We start from the raw sequence: 19,366 nt of genomic DNA, 5'->3' as shown, positions 1-19,366 counted from the left end.
TTGATCCTCCCGGCGGAGCTTTATGGCCCCCGTTATCCGAGTCCATTAATTGGATCGTTCCAAATTGTCAAGCATCCCGAGACATCGGAATCTCGCGCCTTCCCAATGGTTCCAGGGCCTGCGGCCCATCTTGGCATCCATCTGCGGCGACCATATCATGTGCGTTTGCAGCTGGTTGCGGTCTTATAGGGCGAAATTTTTCATCGCGGTCGGCAGCTGACGGCCTGAGCCATCACCTTCCCCTGCAACGGATCAACATTCTATCTTGAAATTTGGAACGATCTAAATTACGAGTTCCAATCGATCAGGGGAGGAACCCATGGCCAGGTTTGTGAAACTTCCACGAGTGGACCGCACCGTCGTCGACTACCGGCTCGTCGGCACGCCACTGGAGCGGCCCTCCGCAGTGCCCGTTTTCAACCGCATCGCTTATGCCGCGGCCCACGTCGTCTCCGACCCTTGGGCCGACACAACCCCATGGAACAAGCCGGCGATCGACTGGGATACGACGATGGCTTTCCGCCATCACCTCTGGGGCCTGGGCTTCAAGATCGCCGAAGCCATGGACACCTCGCAGCGCGGCATGGGGCTGGATTGGGCCGGCGCGCAGGAGCTCATCCGCCGCTCGCTCACCGAAGCACGTTCAGTCAAAGGCGCCGACCTCGCCTGCGGCGCGGGAACAGACCAACTCGACAAGCGGAATGCAAAATCCCTCGACGACATCATATCAGCCTATGAAGAACAGGTCGGCTTCGTCGAAACGCACGGCGGCCGCTCCATCATGATGGCGAGCCGCGCGCTCGCCCATGTCGCCAAATCGCCCGACGATTACCGCAAGGTCTATGGCCGCATCCTCGACCAGGCCAAGGACAAGGTCATCCTGCATTGGCTCGGAGACATGTTCGATGCCGAACTTGCGGGCTATTGGGGCAGCACGCGTTTCGAGGATGCGCTCGACACTGTTTTAAGCATCATCGCCGACCACAAGGACAAGGTCGAAGGCATCAAGATCTCGCTGCTCGACCATGCCTGCGAGGTCGAATTGCGCCGCCGCCTGCCCGAGGGCGTGATCTGCTTCACCGGCGACGATTTCAATTATGCCAGCCTGATCGAAGGCGACGGCACGCACCACAGCCACGCCCTGCTCGGCATCTTCGATGCTGTCGCGCCGCAGGCGTCCAAGGCGCTGGCGGCTTTGGCGCAAGACGACCTCGCAACGTTCCGCGCAACCATCGAGCCAACCGTGCCGTTGTCGCGAAAGATATTCGAGGCCCCGACGCAATATTACAAGGCCGGCGTCGTCTTCCTCGCCTGGCTCAACGGCCACCAGAACCATTTCACCATGCCGGCTGGCATGCAGTCCGCGCGTGGCATGGTTCACTACGCCGATGTTTTCCGCCTTGCCGATCAGGCCAATGTGCTCGACAAGCCTGACCTTGCGGTTGCGCGCATGGCAGCCCTGATGACCCAATATGGCGTAAGCTGAGACATCACCCACAGCACCCACATTTGCCGTTCTGGCGCGGGAACCAAATTCTGCGCCACGTGTTTAGCTGTCGCTTGGGGGCGTTGCAGCGCGCAGATACTTTTATGAGCGCGAGCTTATCAACGCGGTTCTATGACGTTGCTGAACTCCAAAGGAGCACGTTTATGAAAAAGCTCATTCTCGCCTTGGCCGTTGCCGCCACGATGTCACTTCCCGCCTTCGCCGACGCCAACGGCGTGGTAAAGGAATACATCAAGGAAACGCGTGTCGTCACGCTGGAAGACGGCACCAGCTATACCATTCCAGAAGATGTCGCCATTCCGCCCGAACTGAAGGTGGGCGCCAAGGTCGACGTGCAGACTGACAAGAACGACAACACCAAGGTGGTCAACGTTCTCATCAATCCGTGACCGTTTAGCGATCGCGGGTGAAAGGCCACGGACAGGTTACCTGTCCGCGGCCTTTTTAATGGCGAAGTCGATCAACGACACTTTCGTGGGTCAGATCGCATCAGCCCAAGCTGCTTGGAGACGCCAAATACGTCGTAATAATCGCCAAGAGTGGCGATCTTGCCGCCGTTGACCGAGCCCCTAGTGCAGCACCAGCACGTCGCCGGAGGAGAAGCTGATCTCGGTCTTTTCACCGACGGCGGGAGGGGGGCTGTTGGGGCTGTTGAAGGTGTCGAGCGAGACCATGTTCTGGCCGATGCCGACGCGGACGCGGATGACCGAACCCAGGAAATGCACGTCGGCGATCTGGCCGGTCAGGTTCGAATCGTTGCCCGCTTTGCGGCCGAGCGAGATCGCCTCGGGCCGCAGCGCCAGGGAAAGCGTGTCGCCGGACTTCGAGCCATTGAGCTTGCCCTTGAGCCCGATCTCTTCGGCATTGACCTTGACCGTGCCGGACGCCGCGTCGCTGATCGTGCCTTCAAGCACATTGAGCGTGCCGACAAAATTGGCGACGAACTTGGTCGAGGGGCGGTTGTAGATCTCGAACGGCGTGCCGGTCTGGTCGGCGCGTCCTTCGTTCATCACCACGATGCGGTCGGACATCGACAGCGCCTCTTCCTGATCGTGGGTGACGAAGATGGTGGTGATGCCGAGCTTCTTCTGGATCGAACGGATTTCCTCGCGCAGCGAAATGCGCACCTTGGCGTCGAGCGCCGACAGCGGCTCGTCGAGCAGGAGCAGCTTTGGCTTGGGCGCAAGCGCGCGGGCAAGCGCGATACGCTGCTGCTGGCCACCTGAGAGCTGGTAGGGATAGCGGTCGCCGAACTCGGGCAGCTTGATGATGTTGAGCATTTCGGCGACGCGCGCCTGGGCTTCGGCTTTGGGCATGCCGGCGACCTTGAGGCCGAAGCCGATGTTTTGGGCGACTGTCAGGTTGGGAAACAGCGCATAGGCCTGGAACACCATGCCGATGTTGCGCTGGTTGGGCTTGAGGCCGGTGACGTCCTTGCCGCCGATCATGACCTTGCCGGCCGAGGGCTCTTCGAAGCCGGCGACGATGCGCAACATGGTGGTCTTGCCGCAACCCGAGGGTCCGAGGAACGAGACGAATTCGCCAGCGCCGACGTCGAGGTTGAAATCCTTGACCACGGCGACGTTGCCGAAGGACTTCTTGACGTTCTGGATGGAAAGGAAGGGATCGGCCATTGGCTTTTGCTCTTTTTGTTCAGTTCGGGCGATTTGCCGACTTCGGCGCGAAACGCGAGAGGATCTGGATCACCGACATGCAGCCCCAGGTGATGGCAAAGGCGATGACCGCCAGCGCCGCCGGCTCATAGGCACGGTTGGCGCCAATGTTCTGGAGATAAGGGCCGAAGGCCGGGCGGTTGAGCAGGCTCGCCAGCGTGAACTCGCCAATGACGATGGCAAAGGTCAGGAACGCGCCCGACAGTACGGCGATGAGCACGTTGGGCAAGATGACGCGAGCGATGATCGTCGTCCAGCCGGCACCGAGGATCTGGGCGGCCTCGGTCAGCGTGCGCACGTCGATGGTGCGCAGGCCGGTGTCGACGGCACGGTACATGTAAGGCAGCGCCAGTGTCGCATAGCCGATCACCAGCAGCGCGTCGGTGCCGCGCGCCGAACCCAGGAATGGCAGCGGCGAGTTCGAGCCGTACATCCTGATATAGCCGAAGACGATGACGATCGCAGGAATGACGAGTGGCAAAAGCGTGATGAATTCGACGATGGGCCGGAGCTGCGGCATGCGCAGCCTGATCCAGTAGGCCGTCGGCACGACGAGGAAAACGCCAAGGATGATGGTGAACACCGCGACCGTCACCGAATAGGCGAAGGTCTCCTGGAAGCGGGCATCGCCGAGCACGACACGGTAGGCATCGAAGGAATAGACGCCGCGCCGCATGCGCAGCGAGAACTCGAAGGTCGCGATCAGCGGAATGAAGAAATAGGCTGTGCCGAGGCCAAAGACGAGCCAGGCCCAGAAGCGACTGGTCTTCATTTGAGCCACCTCTCGCTGCGGGTCCTGAACCAGATGTAGAAGATGTTGGCGAGACCGGTGACGAAGATCATGCCGAAGGCAAGCGCGTAGCCGAGATGCGGATTGTGCAGCACGTCGCCGCGGATCTGCGCGTAAAGCTTGATCGGCACGATGTTGAGTGACGAGCCGGTGAAGGCATAGGCGGTGGCAATGGCGCCGAAAGCGTTGGCGAAGAGCAGGATCACGGTGCCGAGGAAGCTCGGCCACAAAACCGGAATGACGACCATGCGCCAATATTGCCAGGTGGTGGCGCCAAGGGTCGCTGCCGCCTCGCCCCATTCGCGCTTGAGCCCGTCGATCGCCGGCGTGATGATGACGATCATCAGCGGGATCTGGAAGAACAGATAAACGACGATCAGCCCCCACGACGTGAGCACGTTGAAGCCCATCGCGTAGATGTTGATGCCAAAGACATCGCGCAGGATGACGGTGACGAGCCCGAGGCGGCCGAGTGTGGCCAGGAAGGCGAAGGCGAGCGGCACGCCGGCGAAATTCGAGGCGACGCCTGAGAAAGTCATTGTCGACGAGCGCACCCAGGCGGGCAAGCCGCCGCGGACGATGGCAATCGCCATGGCAAGGCCGACGAAAGCGCCGACGGTGGCGGAAAAGAAGCTGATCTTGATCGAGACCCAGTATGCGTCGCGGATCGACTCGTCGATGAACAATTGCCGGATGTTGTCGAGCGTGTACTGGCCCTGGTCGTTCTGAAAGGCGCCGACGACGAGATAGAGCGTCGGCAGGATCAAAAACATCAGGGCGAAGATGAAGAACGGCGCGACGCCGAGCCAATGGGTCGGCAGGCGGAAGCCGCTACGCGTGTCCGGCGGCGCGGAGCGCGCGGCATCAGCCGTGGTGGTCATGCTGGCTTGGGTCATTCGGGCGCCGTCTTGAGAGAAAATACGGGCGGCCACGAGGCCGCCCGCGATGGCAGGAATTCAATTACTTGACGTTGGCGCCAACAACCGAATCCCACTGTTTGGTGATCGCTTCCTTGCCCTTGGCCTGGTCGTCAAGCGTCGGGAACACGGCCTTTTCATAGGCAGCGGCCGGCGGCAGCTTGTCGAGCATTTCCTGCGGGATCTTGCCGTTCTTGGCGAGATCGTTGAAGCGAATCGGGTGGCAATAGCCCTTCAGCCAGCCGAGCTGACCTTCGTCGGAATAGAGATACTCCATCCACAGCTTGGCTGCGTTCGGGTGCGGCGCATAGGCGCTGATCGCCTGAACGTAGACGCCGGCAACGACGCCCGACTTCGGAACGACGACTTCCACCGGCGGGTTGCCGTTGAGCGTGTCGCGACCAGCAAGGGCGTTGTAGTCCCAGGTGATCAGGATCGGGGTCTGGCCCTGAGCCAGGGTCGCCGACTTGCCGATGACCGGCACGAAGTTGCCCTTGGCGTTCAGTTCCTTGAAGAAGGCGAGGCCCTTTTCGGCAGCCGAGGCTGCGTCGGTGGCACCCGAGCCGAGGCCGGCCGCATAGACGCCCTGGATTGCCTGGTTGGACGCGCGCGGATCGCCGGCGAGCGCAACCGAGTTCTTGTATTCGTCCTTGAGCAGGTCGGCCCAATCGGCCGGCGCGTTCTTGACGAGGTCCTTGTTCACTTCGAACGACAGAACGCCGTAATAGTCGCCGTACCAGAAGCCGTCAGCGTCCTTGGCGGTATCGGGGATCGAAGCCCAGGTCGAGACCTTGTAGGGCTGGATCAGGCCGTCGGCCTTGGCCTGCGGGCCATAGGACAGGCCGACGTCGATGACGTCAGGTGCCTGCGGGCCCTTGTTGTCCTTGTTGGCCTTGATGGCTTCGATCTCGTCGCTCGAACCCGCATCGGGGTTCAGCTCGTTGACGGTGATCTCGGGGTACTTCTTCTTGAAGCCGTCGATGACAGCGCCGTAACCGCACCAGTCATGCGGCAAGGCGATGGTGGTGAGCTGGCCTTCCGCCTTGGCGGCAGCCTCGAGCGCAGCGAGATCCTGCGCGGAAACGATCGCCGTCGTCACCATCAGCGACGCGGCGGTAAGGGAAAGCACTTTCCCCGTAAGCTTGAACATGTTGTCCTCTCCGTTGAACTGACGCCCTGAGACGCCTGCGATGCGGTATCGACTTCATGTGACAGTCGCATGAAGGTTACATGAAGCCGGCGCGCGCAGTGGAAAAAAGTTAACTACTTTTAATCGGTTGTCGCAATCGTCGCCGTTGTTTACCGGCTAATTAAATTGCGGAAGCCTCCCCAAGCCCTCCCCTTTGTTTTGCCGACTATACAAGTCGGGTTCGCGTTCCAGCACTAGTCTCAAACCGTCCCTTCGATGGCGTTTTCAAGCAAGCCGAGTGCGGCCTTCTTGGTGAGCTTGACCGGGTTGCCGCCAGCGGTCGGATCGACCACCGCCATGTCGGCGATGAGGGTCTTGCGCTTCTTGTCCATGTCGAGGCCCTTGATCAGGCCCGGCAGCGTGTGCGGCACCTTGAGCTCCTTGCGCAGCTTGATGACAGCCTTGGCGAAACCGTCGAAACCACCCTTGATGCCGCAATAGGCGGCCAGCCGGACGATCTTGTCTTCGATCGCGTCGCGGTTGAAGGCCAGCACATAGGGCATGAACACCGCATTCGTCATGCCGTGATGGGTGTCGTACAGGCCGCCGATCGGGTGCGACAGCGAGTGGATGGCGCCGAGACCCTTCTGGAATGCGGTCGCGCCCATCGCGGCGGCTGCCATCATGTTGGCACGCGCGGTCAGATCCTTGCCGTTGGCATAGGCCTTGGGCAGGTTTTCAAAGACCAGCCGCACGCCTTCGACGCCGATACCGTCTGCCATGGGATGAAACCCGGGCGCGCAATATGCCTCCAGGCAGTGCGCCAGCGCATCCATGCCGGTGCCGGCGGTGATGAATTGCGGCATGCCGACCGAAAGCTCCGGATCGGCGATGACGATGGCGGGAAGGATCTTCGGATGGAAGATGACCTTTTTGGTATGCGTCGCCTCATGCGTCAAAACGCTGGCGCGGCCGACTTCCGAACCAGTGCCAGCGGTGGTCGGCACGGCGATGATCGGCGCAATGGCGTCGCTGTTAGCGCGCGTCCACCAGTCGCCGATATCCTCGAAATCCCAGACGGGCAGCGTCTGGCCGGCCTGAAATGCGATCAGCTTGCCAAGGTCCAGCGCCGAGCCACCGCCAAAGGCGATGACGCCGTCATGCTTGCCCTTTTTGAAGGCAGCGATGCCAGCGGTGAGGTTGGACTCGACAGGGTTCGGGCGGACATCGGAAAAGACGCCGTAAGGCACCTTGGCGTCGTCGAGGATCTTCAGCGTCGAAGCGACGACCGGCAGTTTTGCCAGCCCCGGATCGGTGACGAACAGCGGCTTCTTGATGCCGGTTGCCGCCAACGCGTCGGGCAGCTCGGAGATGCGGCCGGCGCCGAAACGAACGGTTGTAGGGTAATTCCATTTGGAAACGAGTTTGGACATTTTTGCTTTCCGAAAGTTAAAAGCACCCCCACTCCGTCTCGCTGCGCTCGACACCTCTCCCCCTGCCAGGGGGAGAGGAAAGGAGCGAAATCGCAGACGGCCCTTCCTCTCCCCCGTCGATCGGGGGAGAGGTGTCGAGCGCAGCGAGACGGAGTGGGGGTCGCATGAGGTGACTAGATCTTTTCGCGCAGGTGATACGACTTCGGCCGGGTCAGGTTGTCGTAGCCGATCGCCGAAAGCGCTGCTCCCTTGCCGGTGTCCTTGACGCCGGTCCACACGAGAGCGGGATCGAGATAGTCGCAGCGGTTCATGAACACGGTGCCGGTTTCGACACGGTCGCCGATGGCGATGGCGTGCTCGGTGTCGGAGGTCCAGATCGAGGCGGTCAGGCCATAGGGGCTGTCGTTCATCAAGGCGATGGCTTCCTCATCGTTGCGCACCTTCATGATGCCGACGATGGGGCCAAAGCTTTCTTCGCGCATGACCGACATCTGGTGGTCGACATTGGTCAGCACCTCGGCCGGCAGATAGGGCGAGCCTGCCTTGTCGGCGGCGTCCTTGGTGTTCATGTGCGCGACGGCCCCCTTGCGCAGCGCTTCGGCCTTTTGCTCGCGGATGAAATCGGCGAAGCGGGCCTGCGCCATCGGCCCCATGGTCGTTGCCTGCTCAAGCGGGTTGCCCAGAACATAGCTCTTGGTCTCGGCGATGAAGCCCTCGACGAACTGGTCATAGACCTTCTCGTGAACGTAGACGCGCTCGATGCCGCAACAGCATTGGCCGGAATTGAAGAACGCGCCCTCGACAAGATTGGCGACCGCATGGTCCATCTTGGCGTCGGGCAGCACATAGGCCGGGTCCTTGCCGCCAAGCTCGAGGCCAAGCGTCATGAAGGTGCCGGCGGCAGCCTTTTCGATGGCACGCCCGCCAGCGACCGAGCCGGTGAAATTGACGTGATCGATCTTGCCGGAGGCGAGCAGCTTCTCGGTCTGGACGTGGTTCAGGACGATGTTCTGGAACACGCCCTTGGGCAGGCCAGCCTTTTCAAAAGCCTGGGCGAAGCGCTCGCCGACGAGCAGCGTCTGGGCGGCATGCTTGAGGATGACTGTCGATCCGGCCATCAGGGCTGGCACAATGGTGTTGACCGCGGTCAGATATGGATAGTTCCACGGCGCGATGACCATGACCACGCCGAGCGGATCCTTGCGGACATAGCGGCGGAAGCCGTCCTTGGGGTTGGAGGCGAGCACAGGCTTGAGCGCCTGTTCGGCGATCTCGACCATGTAGTTGGTGCGTTCCTTGACGCCGCCGAACTCGCCGCCATAGCGGACTGGCCGGCCCATCTGCCAGGCAATCTCGGGCACGATCTCGTCGCTCATCGCCACGAGGTGTTCGAGCATGGCGAGCATGTATTTGCCGCGCTCGGCGATCGAGGTCTGGGCCCAGGCGACCTGAGCCGCGCGGGCGCGCTCGACCGCCGCATTGATCGCCTTGTCCTCGGCGATCGGCCGCTCGGCATAGATCGATCCATCGACAGGGGATTTCAGTTTTATGGTTTCCAAAACAGAGAACTCCAGTTCAACAAGGGATTGTTTTGACAAAGCCAGCTGCACCGTAGGCAAGGATTGCCCGATCCCGCGTGACGATGGCCAAGTTTTTCGAGCGGGCCTGGGCTATGATGATGCGGTCCGCTGGATCGTTGTGGACGCCGCCGGGCAGAAACGACGATTCAACCAACACCTCGCTGTCGACAGCCTCGACACGCACAGCTCCTGCTTCAACAAACTGCTGAAACCATACAAGCGGCGACTTGATGTACGGAAGCCGGCCCTTGGCGACGAGCAGTCCGATTTCCCAAGCCGACATCGCCGAAACGGAGATCACGCCGCCATTGCTCCTGACATTGGTGACCTCATCGACAGCAGTTCGTGCCACCGGCTGCTCGGTCGAAAGCCAAAGAATAAAGCACGTATCCAGAAGCAGGCCATCAGTCTTCATACACCCTGCCCCAGTCCGGATCAGCAGGCGCTGTATAGTCGACATCAGGCAGCAAGGTCAGCGTGTCGGCCATGCAGCCGAACAGGGGATCAGCCCCGCGCGGCGGGATGATGCGCTCTTCGTTTTCGCTACTTACGTCCAACCTGTCTTTGAAACCCACCTGAGCCTCCATGAAGCCAGAACCAGCGTTCGGCTTCGGCGTAGGGATCGCAAAAACCTCCGTAGCGCCCCGCATGTTCAAGTGAGCGAGCACCGCGCTTTCCGGCTCGTTGAGTATCGCTGCGATTTTCACAATCTCATCTGCTTTAATCCCGCGCTGGCCATTAAGTGCACGCGACAAGGCGCTTGGGTCCAGCCCCATTTTTTTGGCTACCTTCCCACGCGACAGACCGTTCTCCTGCATTCGACGGTCGAACCATTCCTTGTCGATTTTTGTCTGAGATGTGGACATGCCAGCCTGACTAATTTTGCGATAACCACATCGTGTCGCAACGTTGTGATTTTGTCAATACCGCTCAAATCCCCTGTGCAGCTCCCAATCGGTAATGCGGCGGTCATATTCGAACTGTTCCCAGCGCGCGGTGTGGACGTAGTGCTCGATGACATCCTCGCCGAACGCTTCCATCAGCATCTTCGATGACGCCAGGGTTTCGGTGGCATCGCGTAGGGTCTTGGGAATTTCGGGCAGGCTGGCAGCCTGATAGGCGTCGCCGACAAACGGCTTTTGCAACTCGAGCTTTTCATCGATGCCGGCGAGGCCTGCCGCGATCAACGCCGCGAAGGCGAGATACGGGTTAAGGTCGGCGCCGCCGATGCGGCACTCCATGCGGATGCCCTTGGTGCCTTCGCCGCAGAGGCGGAAGCCGGCGGTGCGGTTGTCCTCGCTCCACATGATCTTGGTCGGCGCGAAAGTACCGGCCTGGAAGCGCTTGTAGGAATTGATGTAGGGCGCCAGGAACCAGGTGAACTCCTTGGCGTATTTGAGCTGGCCGGCTGCCCATTGCTGACCGAGCTTGGACAACGTCCATTCGCTGCCCTTGTCGTAGAACAGCGGTGTCTTGCCGTCCGCGCTCCACAGCGAGTTGTGGATGTGGCTGGAATTGCCGGCGAGGCCGTAATTGTACTTGGCCATGAAGGAGATGGCCTTGCCTTCGCTGGCTGCGATCTCCTTGGCGCCGTTCTTCAGGATGACGTGCCGGTCGGCCATCTCGAGCACTTCGGCGTAGCGGACGTTGATCTCTTCCTGGCCCGGACCCCACTCGCCTTTCGAGTTCTCGATCGGGATGCCCGCGGCTTCCATCTCATTGCGAAGCCGGCGCATTACGCCTTCTTCCTTGGTGGTGATGCCGATCAGATAGTCGCCGATATAGGGCGATGCGGTGTCGAGGTTCTGCCAGTGCTTTCCACGCGCCGAGTCGTAGGTTTCGCTGAACAGGTAGAATTCGAGCTCGGAAGCGAAATAGGCGAGATAGCCGCGCTCCTGCAGCCGCTTGACCTGCTTGCGCAGGATGCCGCGCGGCGAGTGGGCCAGGTCCTGATGCGTGTGGTGATCCTGCAGATCGCACAGCAGCAGCGCTGTCTTTTCCAGCCACGGCACGTTGCGGATGGTGTCGAGGTCGGGCTTCATGACGAAGTCGCCATAACCCTTCGACCAACTCGCCGCCTTGTAGCCGGGCACCGGCTCCATATCGATGTCGTTGGCCAGCAGATAGTTGCAGCCATGGGTCTCGTCATAGGCGGATTCGACAAAATACTTGGCCAAAAACCGCTTGCCGACCAGCCTGCCCTGCATGTCGACGGCACAAGCGAGAACCGTGTCGATCTCGCCTGAGGCGACAGCCTTTTTCAACTGATCGAATGAGAGATTTCCAGCCATTTTCTTTCCGCTCCGGGCAATGCCACTTTCAGGTTTTGGAAGATCGTTCGGGATTGAAACAAGACGTGGCCGGCGCTTGGCCGGCCACGGCCATTTTGAGGACTGTCAGTGTCCGGTTTCGCCAACGGCGCGTTCGGCCGCCGCGATCTCGGCGGCACGCTTGGCCACCTCGTCGCCGATCGGCGGACCCTGGAAGCGGCCACGCTCGAAGCCGAACCAAACGATGGCGGTGACGACCAGGAAGCCGACGGTGATGTAGAGCGCCCAGTCGTTCGGCGGCTGGATGCCGATCACGAAGATCAGCACCATGGCGATGATCGACAGCACGGCGAACAGCTTGAAGATGCCTTCACCGAGATTGAACGGGCCCATCTTGTCCCACTTCGAGGTGCCCCAGGCAATCAAACCAAGAGCGATCGGAATGGTGAAGGAGAAGAACAGGAAGATGACCGTGCAGGCGACGACGATGGTGTAAACCGGCGTATCGCCGATGGACACCAGCGACGAACCCCAGACAAACAGGACGGACAAGATGGAGCCCGCCCAGATCGCCGCAACAGGCGTGCGGTATGTCGGGCTGACCTTGGCCAGCACCTTCGAGCCCGGAAGGCCACCGTCGCGCGAGAAGGCGAAGATCATGCGCGACACCGATGTCACGGTCGCCAGGCCGCACAGCCATTGTGCGACGAAGATGGCGAGGTAGAGCAGGTCCTTGACCACCGGGTTGACCTGTTCGGTCATCGCCCAGAAGAACACGTTCCAGCCCTGCTTGGCGGCATCGTCCATGTTCGGCAGCATGAGCACGAAGGCGCACAGCATGATGTAGCCGAACAGGGCCGACCACAGCACCGAACCGATCATGGCGCGCGGCACCGAATGCGCCGCCTTCAGCGTCTCTTCCGAGGTATGCGCCGAGGCGTCGTAGCCGGTGATGGTGTAGATCGGCAGCAACAGGCCGAGCAGGAACACCCACATCGACGAATTCGCCGGCCAGACCGGGGCTCCGGTAAGCGTTCCATCTGCCGCCAAAGTGGGGGCACCGGAATAATTGCCGAAGGTGAACAGCCTGGATATCTCGTAGCTGTCGGCGGCGATCAGGCACACGATTGCCAGTGCGATCGCCGTGGCGAAGATCAGGTAGCCGGAGAAATCGGTGAGCCTAGCGGTCAGGCCGATGCCCATATGGTTCACCAGCGCCTGCAACCCGGTGATGATGGCCAGGAAGACAATGCGGGTTACGGTCGTGTCTTCGAGACCGAGATAGGTGGTGCCGAAGGCGCCCATGAAGAAGTAGTAGGTGCCGACATTGATGGCGCCGAGCACGGTGACAAGGCCAAGCAGGTTGAACCAGGCGGTCAGCCAGCCGGTGAAGCGGTTGCCGAGGATTGAGCCCCAGTGATAGAGGCCGCCGGCCGTCGGATAGGCCGAGCTGATCTGCGCCATGGCGACGGCGAAAACCAGCGACACGAAGCAGCCGAGCGGCCAGCCGATGCCGATGGCGGCACCGCCGGCTCCCGACGTCGCCTGGGCGAGCGAGTTGATGCCGCCGGACAGGATGCAGATGATGGAGAACGAAACCGCGAAATTCGAAAACTGGCTCATTCGCCGTTCGAGTTCCTGGGCGTAGCCCATACTGTGGAGGACTTGGACGTCCTCGCTCTTGTCTTTTTCGGTATAACCAGGTGCTGCCATGTGAGTGTCCCCTTATTGTTATGCCTTTGATTGAGCTGCGCGGGCGGCGCCCGCGCGGAAGGGGGCCGCTTCGCCCGCCTCCGGTTCGAGCTCCGCAAAGATGCCCGTGAGCAAGTCCGCCCATTTCCGCTGCCCGGTCTGCGCCGGAATTTCGTCATTGCGGATTTCGATCATCGCACACGGCAGGCCGCGCGACCTGCCGTGGTGTTCCAAGGTGAAATAGACGCGGTCTTCAGGCGAATAGGGCTCGTTGATGCCGACATTGACGCTGTCGAATTCCTGCAGCGCCGCAATCAAGGGTGCGGCGAGCCGGGCATCCGCGTCATGGATGATGCCGATGTGCCAGGGGCGTGCAACGCCCTTGTAAACAGGAGTGAAGGAATGGACAGACACCAGTCTCGTCTCCCGCCCCTCGCGGAGCCGTTCGGAAACGACCTCGTCGATCGCATCGTGGAACGGGCGCCATGATAGCGCGATTCGCGCCTCGCGCTGAGCGGCGGTGAGCGCGGCGTTGCCGGGAACCGCAGTGGTTTCGCTGATCTCGGGGATCAAATCGTGGGCGCCAAGCGGGCGGTTGCAGTCGATGGCGAGACGCGAGACGCGGGACTGAACCAGTGTCGCGTCGAGACCCTCGGCCATGCGCTCGGCGACAGGCAACGCGCCCGGGTCCCAGGCGATGTGGCGCTGCATTTCGGAGGCGGCGAGGCCGAGCGTGCCGAGGCTCGCGGGCAAATGGTTGGAGGCGTGATCGCAGACAATGACGTAAGGGCTGCGCCCGGCCCGGTTTGTCACCCGGACGGCATTTGACATGGCGCGTAGTGCAGCCTGGCCCATACCCATTCACTCATCCCCGGGGCCGTATCGTATGTTACGTATTTTTGTTCATTGCGCCCCTATGGATGATTTCATACACATCAGGAGAGTTTGTCAAATGTCATTTGGGGCGCGCAACTGACACACGCTTGGGCCAGGGCGGCCACGTGCGCCGAGGGGAATGCAGATGGTTTCGAGCGTTGCCGAACTGATCACCGAAAAGATCGACACGATGCCTGCCGGCGAGCGCCGCGCGGCCCAGACGCTGATCGCTTCATATCCGCTGATCGGGCTGAAAACGGTCGCCGAATTCTCCCAGCAGGCTGGCGTGTCGTCGCCAACCATCCTGCGTTTTGTGGCAAGGCTGGGTTTCCAGAACTACCCCGAGTTCCAGTCGGCACTTCAGGACGAGCTGGCAGCCCAGCTGCAGTCGCCGGCCTCGCGTACCAACACGACGCAATCGCCCCTGCCCGCGTCGACGGCCCCAATCCTCGAAGCGGTGCTCGAAAATCTCCGCGAAACGTTCCGGCATATCTCGGACAAGCAACTCACCGACATCGTTGGCCAACTCGCCAACCAGCGCGCCCATGTCTATCTCGTCGGCGGACGCTTCACCGATCCCCTGGCGCGTTACATGGCAGCGCACCTCAATTTGATCCGGCCCAACGTCACCCATCTCGTTGGTCAGGAAAGCCTGTGGCGAGACCGGCTGATCGACATGAGCAAGCGCGACACGCTGCTGATCTTCGACATCCGCCGTTACCAAGACAGCCTGATCCACTTTGCCGAGAAGGCGCATCATCGCGGCGCGACGATCATCCTGTTCACCGACCAGTGGCTGTCGCCGATCGCGCGTTTTGCCCGCCATGTCATTGCCGGGCGTACGGCCGTGCCTTCTGCCTGGGATTCATCGGCCGCATTGTTCGTTGCCGCCGAAACGCTGATCGGTGCGCTGACCCGAAAGCTCGAAACCGACGGCGCCAAACGCATCCGCGCGATCGAGGACCTGCGCTGACCGGGCGCCCGATCCTGTGAAGATTACACAGATGTAACGTGCGACAGCCGGAGAATTGCCATAAGCCTCCGCTATCGAACTAGGCTATAATGCGGTCGCTGGCGCGAACTTGCTTACGCGCACAAGACCTCGAAATAGTATGCAGGCGCCATAGCGGCGTCGACGTCCGGACCAAAAGGCCGGGCCGAGGGACTTAGCGAAACTGGAGTGCAGATGGCCGCCTGGAAACAGATTGTCTTGGCAATCGTCATTGTGCTTGTCGCAGCCGCCGGATGGGTGCTGTTCGTTCCGAGCTCGCGCACCGTCCTGGCAAGCTGGGGCATCGACTGGGCTCAGGCCTCGACCGAAAAGACCACACAGGCCAATGGCGGCGGTAACGGCGGCAATCGCCAGGGCGGCCGTGGCGGGCAGGCCCAGACGCCCGTCATCACCCAGCCGGTGACCACAGGCACCATCAATGACAAGCTGTCGGCCATCGGCACCGGTCGCGCGCTGAATTCTGTGGTCATCAATCCATATGCCGCCGGGCGGTTGACCGAAATCGCGGTCACGTCAGGGGAAAAAATCGAAGCCGGCACGGTCATCGCCAAGCTCGATTCGGATTCTGAAGAGATCGCGCTCGAACGCGCCCGTATCGCGGAGGCTGATGCCCAGGCGTTGCTGGAGCGCATCAAGGCGCTCAGGGCATCCAATACGGTCACCGCCGTGCAGCAGAGAGAGGCTGAACTCGCACACGACAATGCGCGGCTCGCGGTTCGCGACGCAGCCCTTGCGCTCGACCGCCGGACGATCACCGCGCCGATTGCCGGCGTCGTCGGCATCCTGCCGGTCGAAGCCGGCAATTACGTCACCAGCCAGACGACGATCGCCACCATCGACGACCGCTCGCGCATCATCGTCGACTTCTGGGTGCCGGAACGCTTCACCGGACTGATCGCGGTCAGCGCACCGCTTTCGGCCAACTCCGTCGCCCGCCCCGGCCAGGTCTTCGACGGGGTGGTCAGCGCTGTCGACAACAGGCTCGACGAGAAGAGCCGGACGCTGCGCATTCAGGCCCGCCTCGACAATGACGGCGACGTTCTGCGCGCCGGCATGTCGTTCCAGGTCGCCATGCAGTTCCCCGGCGACACCTATCCATCGGTCGATCCCTTGGCGATCCAGTGGGGTGGCGACGGCGCCTTTGTCTGGGCGCTCGATAACGGTAAGGCAAAGCGCGTGCCGGTGCGCATCATCCAGCGCAACACCGACAGCGTGCTGGTCGAAGCAGCACTGACGGCTGGCGACAAGGTCGTCACCGAAGGCATCCATACGGTGCGCGAGGGTGCTGAACTTCTCGTTGCCGGCAGTGAAGCTGCCACACGCAGCGGCTCCTGAGCGGGAGCGCGCCATGAGCAACGCCCAGAACGAACATGCCGAAAAAGGCATCACCGCACTCTTCGTGCGCCGGCCGGTGCTGGCCTTCGTCATCAACACGCTGATCGTGGTTGCCGGCCTCGCCGCCTATTATGGCGTCGAAATCCGCGAATTGCCCGATGTCGACCGCCCTGTCATCACCGTGTCGACGACCTATACCGATGCCGCTGCCGAAATCGTCGACCGCCAGGTGACAGCCGTGGTCGAAGGTGCCGTGGCGCGTGTCACCGGCGTGAAGTCGATCTCCTCCAGTTCGTCCTACGGCAACAGCCGGGTGACGGTGGAGTTCAATGACGGCGTCGACCTCAATGTCGCAGCGTCCGACATGCGCGACGCTGTCGGCCGGGTGACCAACACCTTGCCCGACGAAGCGGATGCGCCGCGTATCGTCAAGGCAGACGCCAATGCGGACGCGGTGATGCGGCTGGCCGTGACCTCCGACACCATGCCCGTCGAGGACATGACCATCCTGGTCGAAGACCAGATCCTCGACGTGCTGGCTTCCGTCGACGGCGTCGCCGACGTGCAGACCTATGGCGACCGCGCCAAGATCTTCCGCGTCGACATCGACCAGGCCAGGGTGGCGAGCCTGGGGCTGACGCTTGCCGATATCTCCAATGCGCTGGCGAGTGTCTCCTTCGACGCGCCGGCAGGCTCGCTGACCGTCGGCAACCAGGACATCATCGTGCGCGCCAGCGCCGCGGTGACCACGCCCGAGGCCTTCGAGAGCATCATCATCAACGGCAAGACGCGCCTTGGCGACTTTGCCAAGGTCACGCTGGGCGGCGATCCCGGCTCGACCTCGCTGCGCTCCGACGGCAAGACCGGCATCGGCATCGGCATCGTGCGCCAGGCCCAGTCGAGCACGCTCGACATCTCCAAGGGCGTGCGCGCCGCCGCCGAAAAAATCCAGACGACCTTGCCCCAGGGCATGACCATCCGCGTCACCTCAGACGACGCCACCTTCGTTCAGGGCGCTATCCACGAGGTCGAGATCGCGCTGCTCTTGTCGGTGACAATCGTTCTGATCGTCATCTACCTGTTCCTGCAGGACTGGCGCGCCACGCTGATCCCTGGCTTTGCCATGCCGGTGGCGATGATCGGCACGATCGCCGGCATCTATCTCGCCGGTTTCTCTGTCAACATCCTGACGCTGCTGGCGATGGTGCTGGCGACAGGCCTTGTCGTCGACGACGCCATCGTCGTGCTCGAAAACATCGTGCGGCGGCGCAACGAAGGCATGGGCCCGCGCGCTGCCGCCGTGCTCGGCACGCAGGAAGTGTTCTTCGCCGTGATGGCAACGACCGCAACGCTTGCCGCCGTCTTCATCCCGATCTCCTTCCTGCCCGGCCAGACCGGCGGCCTGTTCCGCGAGTTCGGCTTCGTGCTGGCTATCGCGGTGCTGTTGTCTTCGGTCGTGGCACTTTCGCTGTGTCCGATGCTCGCCTCGCGCATGCTGACGCAAAAGAGCATCGAGCACAGCCATTCCGGAATGATCGGCAAGATCGGCACCAAGCTCGCGGTCTTCTACAAAGGCTGCCTGCGCGCCTGCCTCAACGCGCCAGTGATCGTCATCCTGATTTCGATCATGTTTGCAGGTGCTGCCTACATGGCCTTCGGCTCCGTGCGCCAGGAGCTGACGCCGACCGAAGACCGCTCGATGGTGATGTTGCGTGTGTCCGCACCGCAGGGCGTCAGTCTCGATTACACCGCCTCGCAATTGCGCCGCATCGAGGGGCTGATCGAGCCACTGCGCAAGTCGGGCGAGATCGAAAGCACCTTCGTCAGCGCCGGTTCGGGCAACAACAACAATAGCGGCTTCATGGTGCTGTCGCTGGCGCCGTGGGACAAGCGCGTGCGCACCCAGCAGCAGATCGCCGCCGATATCGTGGCGCGAACCCGCGATGTACCCGGCGTGCGCACGACGGTCGCCCAGCCCAACAGCCTGGGCATCCGCGGTGCCGGCAACGGCCTGCAATTCGCGCTGATCGGCAACAGCTATGCCGATCTGGGTGTTGCCGCCACCAAGGTCCTGGCCGAAATGGAGAAGGACCCGCGCTTCGTGCAGCCCCGTCTCAGCACCGATGCGACGCAGCCGCAGCTCTTCGTCACCGTCGACCGCGACCGCGCATCCGATCTCGGCATCGACATCAAGGGCCTGTCGCCAGCCCTTCAGGCCATGCTCGACGGCCGCAAGATCGCCAGCGTCTTCATCGAGGACCGCAGCTATGACGTCAAGCTGGTCTCGACCACCAATCCGATCAACGATTCGACCGATCTCGAAAACATCTTCATCCGGGCAAGCGACGGGCGCTTCGTGCCGGTCTCGACAATCGCCTCGCTGACCGAACGCGCCGTGCCGCCGTCGCTGTCACGCGAACAGCAGCAGCGCTCGGTTGCGATCACCTCCAGCCTCGCCGACAATTTTGCCCTTGGCGAAGCACTGAAGACAGTCCAGCAGATCGCAGCCCCGGCCCTGCCGGCCGGAAGCCGCTTGCTGCCACTGGCTGAAGCCGCGACCCTGAACGAAACCAGCGGCAGCATGCTGACGATCTTCGGCTTTGCCATCGTCATCATCCTTCTGGTGCTGGCGGCACAGTTCGAGAGCTTCGTCAGTGCTGTCATCATCATGGCGACAGTGCCGTTGGGGCTTGCCTGCGCCGTTTTCGCGATGCTTTTGACCGGCACCTCGCTTAACGCCTACAGCCAGATCGGGCTTGTACTGCTTGTCGGTGTCATGGCCAAGAACGGCATTCTTGTCGTCGAGTTCGCCAACCAGCTGCGCGATCGCGGCATGGGCGTGCGCCAGGCGATCGAGGAGGCGGCAACGATCCGCCTGCGCCCGGTGATGATGACGATGATCTGTACCGTGCTCGGCGGCCTGCCCCTGGTGCTGGCGCAAGGTGCTGGTGCGGAGGCCCGCATCGCGCTTGGCTGGGTGATCGTCGGCGGCCTCGGCCTCGCCACCATCTCGACGCTGTTCCTGACGCCGGTGGCCTATCTGCTGCTTGGCCGCTTCATCACGCCAAAGGTCGCCGAGGAAAGCCGCCTCAAGCGTGAGCTCGAGGAAGCCGCCTATACCGGCGTGGAGCCCGCGGAATAACGGCACAGCC

At 61.9% G+C, this 19,366-nt stretch carries 16 protein-coding genes; 5 read left to right on the top strand and 11 right to left on the bottom strand.

The window, feature by feature from the left end:
- The first annotated feature begins 319 nt into the window (after positions 1 to 319).
- On the top strand, positions 320 to 1,486 hold the full coding sequence (locus AC1RTB_RS08140) for a dihydrodipicolinate synthase family protein (protein WP_492878102.1): 1,167 nt from the start codon (positions 320 to 322) through the stop codon (positions 1,484 to 1,486).
- Positions 1,487 to 1,650: 164 nt separating this feature from the next.
- Positions 1,651 to 1,896 (top strand): DUF1344 domain-containing protein, encoded by a 246-nt coding sequence (locus AC1RTB_RS08135; protein WP_492878104.1) that lies wholly within the window; start codon positions 1,651 to 1,653, stop codon positions 1,894 to 1,896.
- Positions 1,897 to 2,076: 180 nt separating this feature from the next.
- Here AC1RTB_RS08135 and AC1RTB_RS08130 read toward each other — a convergent pair whose 3' ends face one another.
- The 11 genes from AC1RTB_RS08130 to AC1RTB_RS08080 form a co-directional block, all read right to left on the bottom strand.
- Complete coding sequence (locus AC1RTB_RS08130; protein WP_492878106.1) at positions 2,077 to 3,141, bottom strand: ABC transporter ATP-binding protein; 1,065 nt, start codon at positions 3,139 to 3,141, stop codon at positions 2,077 to 2,079.
- A gap of 19 nt (positions 3,142 to 3,160) precedes the next feature.
- Positions 3,161 to 3,952 carry an ABC transporter permease gene (locus tag AC1RTB_RS08125; RefSeq protein ID WP_492878108.1) on the bottom strand — a complete coding sequence of 264 codons (792 nt, stop codon included), beginning with the start codon at positions 3,950 to 3,952 and terminating at the stop codon, positions 3,161 to 3,163.
- A complete protein-coding gene (locus tag AC1RTB_RS08120) occupies positions 3,949 to 4,851 on the bottom strand; it encodes an ABC transporter permease (RefSeq protein WP_492878202.1) in 903 nt (300 codons plus the stop codon). The genes AC1RTB_RS08125 and AC1RTB_RS08120 overlap by 4 nt, the downstream gene beginning before the upstream one ends.
- A gap of 79 nt (positions 4,852 to 4,930) precedes the next feature.
- The gene (locus AC1RTB_RS08115; RefSeq protein WP_492878110.1) at positions 4,931 to 6,037 is read right to left on the bottom strand and encodes an ABC transporter substrate-binding protein; all 1,107 of its coding nucleotides are present in this window, start codon (positions 6,035 to 6,037) and stop codon (positions 4,931 to 4,933) included.
- 239 nt (positions 6,038 to 6,276) lie between these two features.
- Positions 6,277 to 7,449: an iron-containing alcohol dehydrogenase gene (locus AC1RTB_RS08110; protein WP_492878111.1), complete on the bottom strand. Its 1,173-nt coding sequence runs from the start codon at positions 7,447 to 7,449 to the stop codon at positions 6,277 to 6,279.
- 173 nt (positions 7,450 to 7,622) lie between these two features.
- A complete protein-coding gene (locus tag AC1RTB_RS08105) occupies positions 7,623 to 9,008 on the bottom strand; it encodes an aldehyde dehydrogenase family protein (RefSeq protein WP_492878113.1) in 1,386 nt (461 codons plus the stop codon).
- Positions 9,009 to 9,024: 16 nt separating this feature from the next.
- The gene (locus AC1RTB_RS08100; RefSeq protein ID WP_492878115.1) at positions 9,025 to 9,444 is read right to left on the bottom strand and encodes a type II toxin-antitoxin system VapC family toxin; all 420 of its coding nucleotides are present in this window, start codon (positions 9,442 to 9,444) and stop codon (positions 9,025 to 9,027) included.
- Positions 9,434 to 9,895 carry a helix-turn-helix domain-containing protein gene (locus tag AC1RTB_RS08095; protein WP_492878116.1) on the bottom strand — a complete coding sequence of 154 codons (462 nt, stop codon included), beginning with the start codon at positions 9,893 to 9,895 and terminating at the stop codon, positions 9,434 to 9,436. Before AC1RTB_RS08095 ends, AC1RTB_RS08100 begins: the two co-directional genes overlap by 11 nt.
- A 54-nt stretch (positions 9,896 to 9,949) precedes the next feature.
- Positions 9,950 to 11,320: a glutamine synthetase family protein gene (locus tag AC1RTB_RS08090; protein ID WP_492878118.1), complete on the bottom strand. Its 1,371-nt coding sequence runs from the start codon at positions 11,318 to 11,320 to the stop codon at positions 9,950 to 9,952.
- Positions 11,321 to 11,425: 105 nt separating this feature from the next.
- Entirely contained in the window at positions 11,426 to 13,012 is a 1,587-nt protein-coding gene (locus AC1RTB_RS08085; protein WP_492878120.1) for an amino acid permease, read from the bottom strand.
- 18 nt (positions 13,013 to 13,030) lie between these two features.
- Complete coding sequence (locus AC1RTB_RS08080) at positions 13,031 to 13,852, bottom strand: N-formylglutamate amidohydrolase (protein WP_492878121.1); 822 nt, start codon at positions 13,850 to 13,852, stop codon at positions 13,031 to 13,033.
- 160 nt (positions 13,853 to 14,012) lie between these two features.
- Between AC1RTB_RS08080 and AC1RTB_RS08075 the strand changes: the two genes are divergently transcribed.
- The 3 genes from AC1RTB_RS08075 (at position 14,013) to AC1RTB_RS08065 (ending at position 19,356) form a co-directional block, all read left to right on the top strand.
- Entirely contained in the window at positions 14,013 to 14,840 is an 828-nt protein-coding gene (locus AC1RTB_RS08075; protein ID WP_492878123.1) for a MurR/RpiR family transcriptional regulator, read from the top strand.
- A 213-nt stretch (positions 14,841 to 15,053) separates the two neighbouring features.
- Positions 15,054 to 16,214, top strand: coding sequence for an efflux RND transporter periplasmic adaptor subunit (locus AC1RTB_RS08070; protein WP_492878125.1), 1,161 nt, complete (start codon positions 15,054 to 15,056; stop codon positions 16,212 to 16,214).
- A 13-nt stretch (positions 16,215 to 16,227) separates the two neighbouring features.
- The gene (locus AC1RTB_RS08065; RefSeq protein ID WP_492878127.1) at positions 16,228 to 19,356 is read left to right on the top strand and encodes an efflux RND transporter permease subunit; all 3,129 of its coding nucleotides are present in this window, start codon (positions 16,228 to 16,230) and stop codon (positions 19,354 to 19,356) included.
- The last annotated feature ends 10 nt before the right edge of the window (positions 19,357 to 19,366 follow it).

The sequence above is a fragment of the Aminobacter sp. GW821-FHT11F06 genome (genome assembly GCF_058808215.1).
This window is presented reverse-complemented; position numbering and strand designations above follow the sequence as displayed.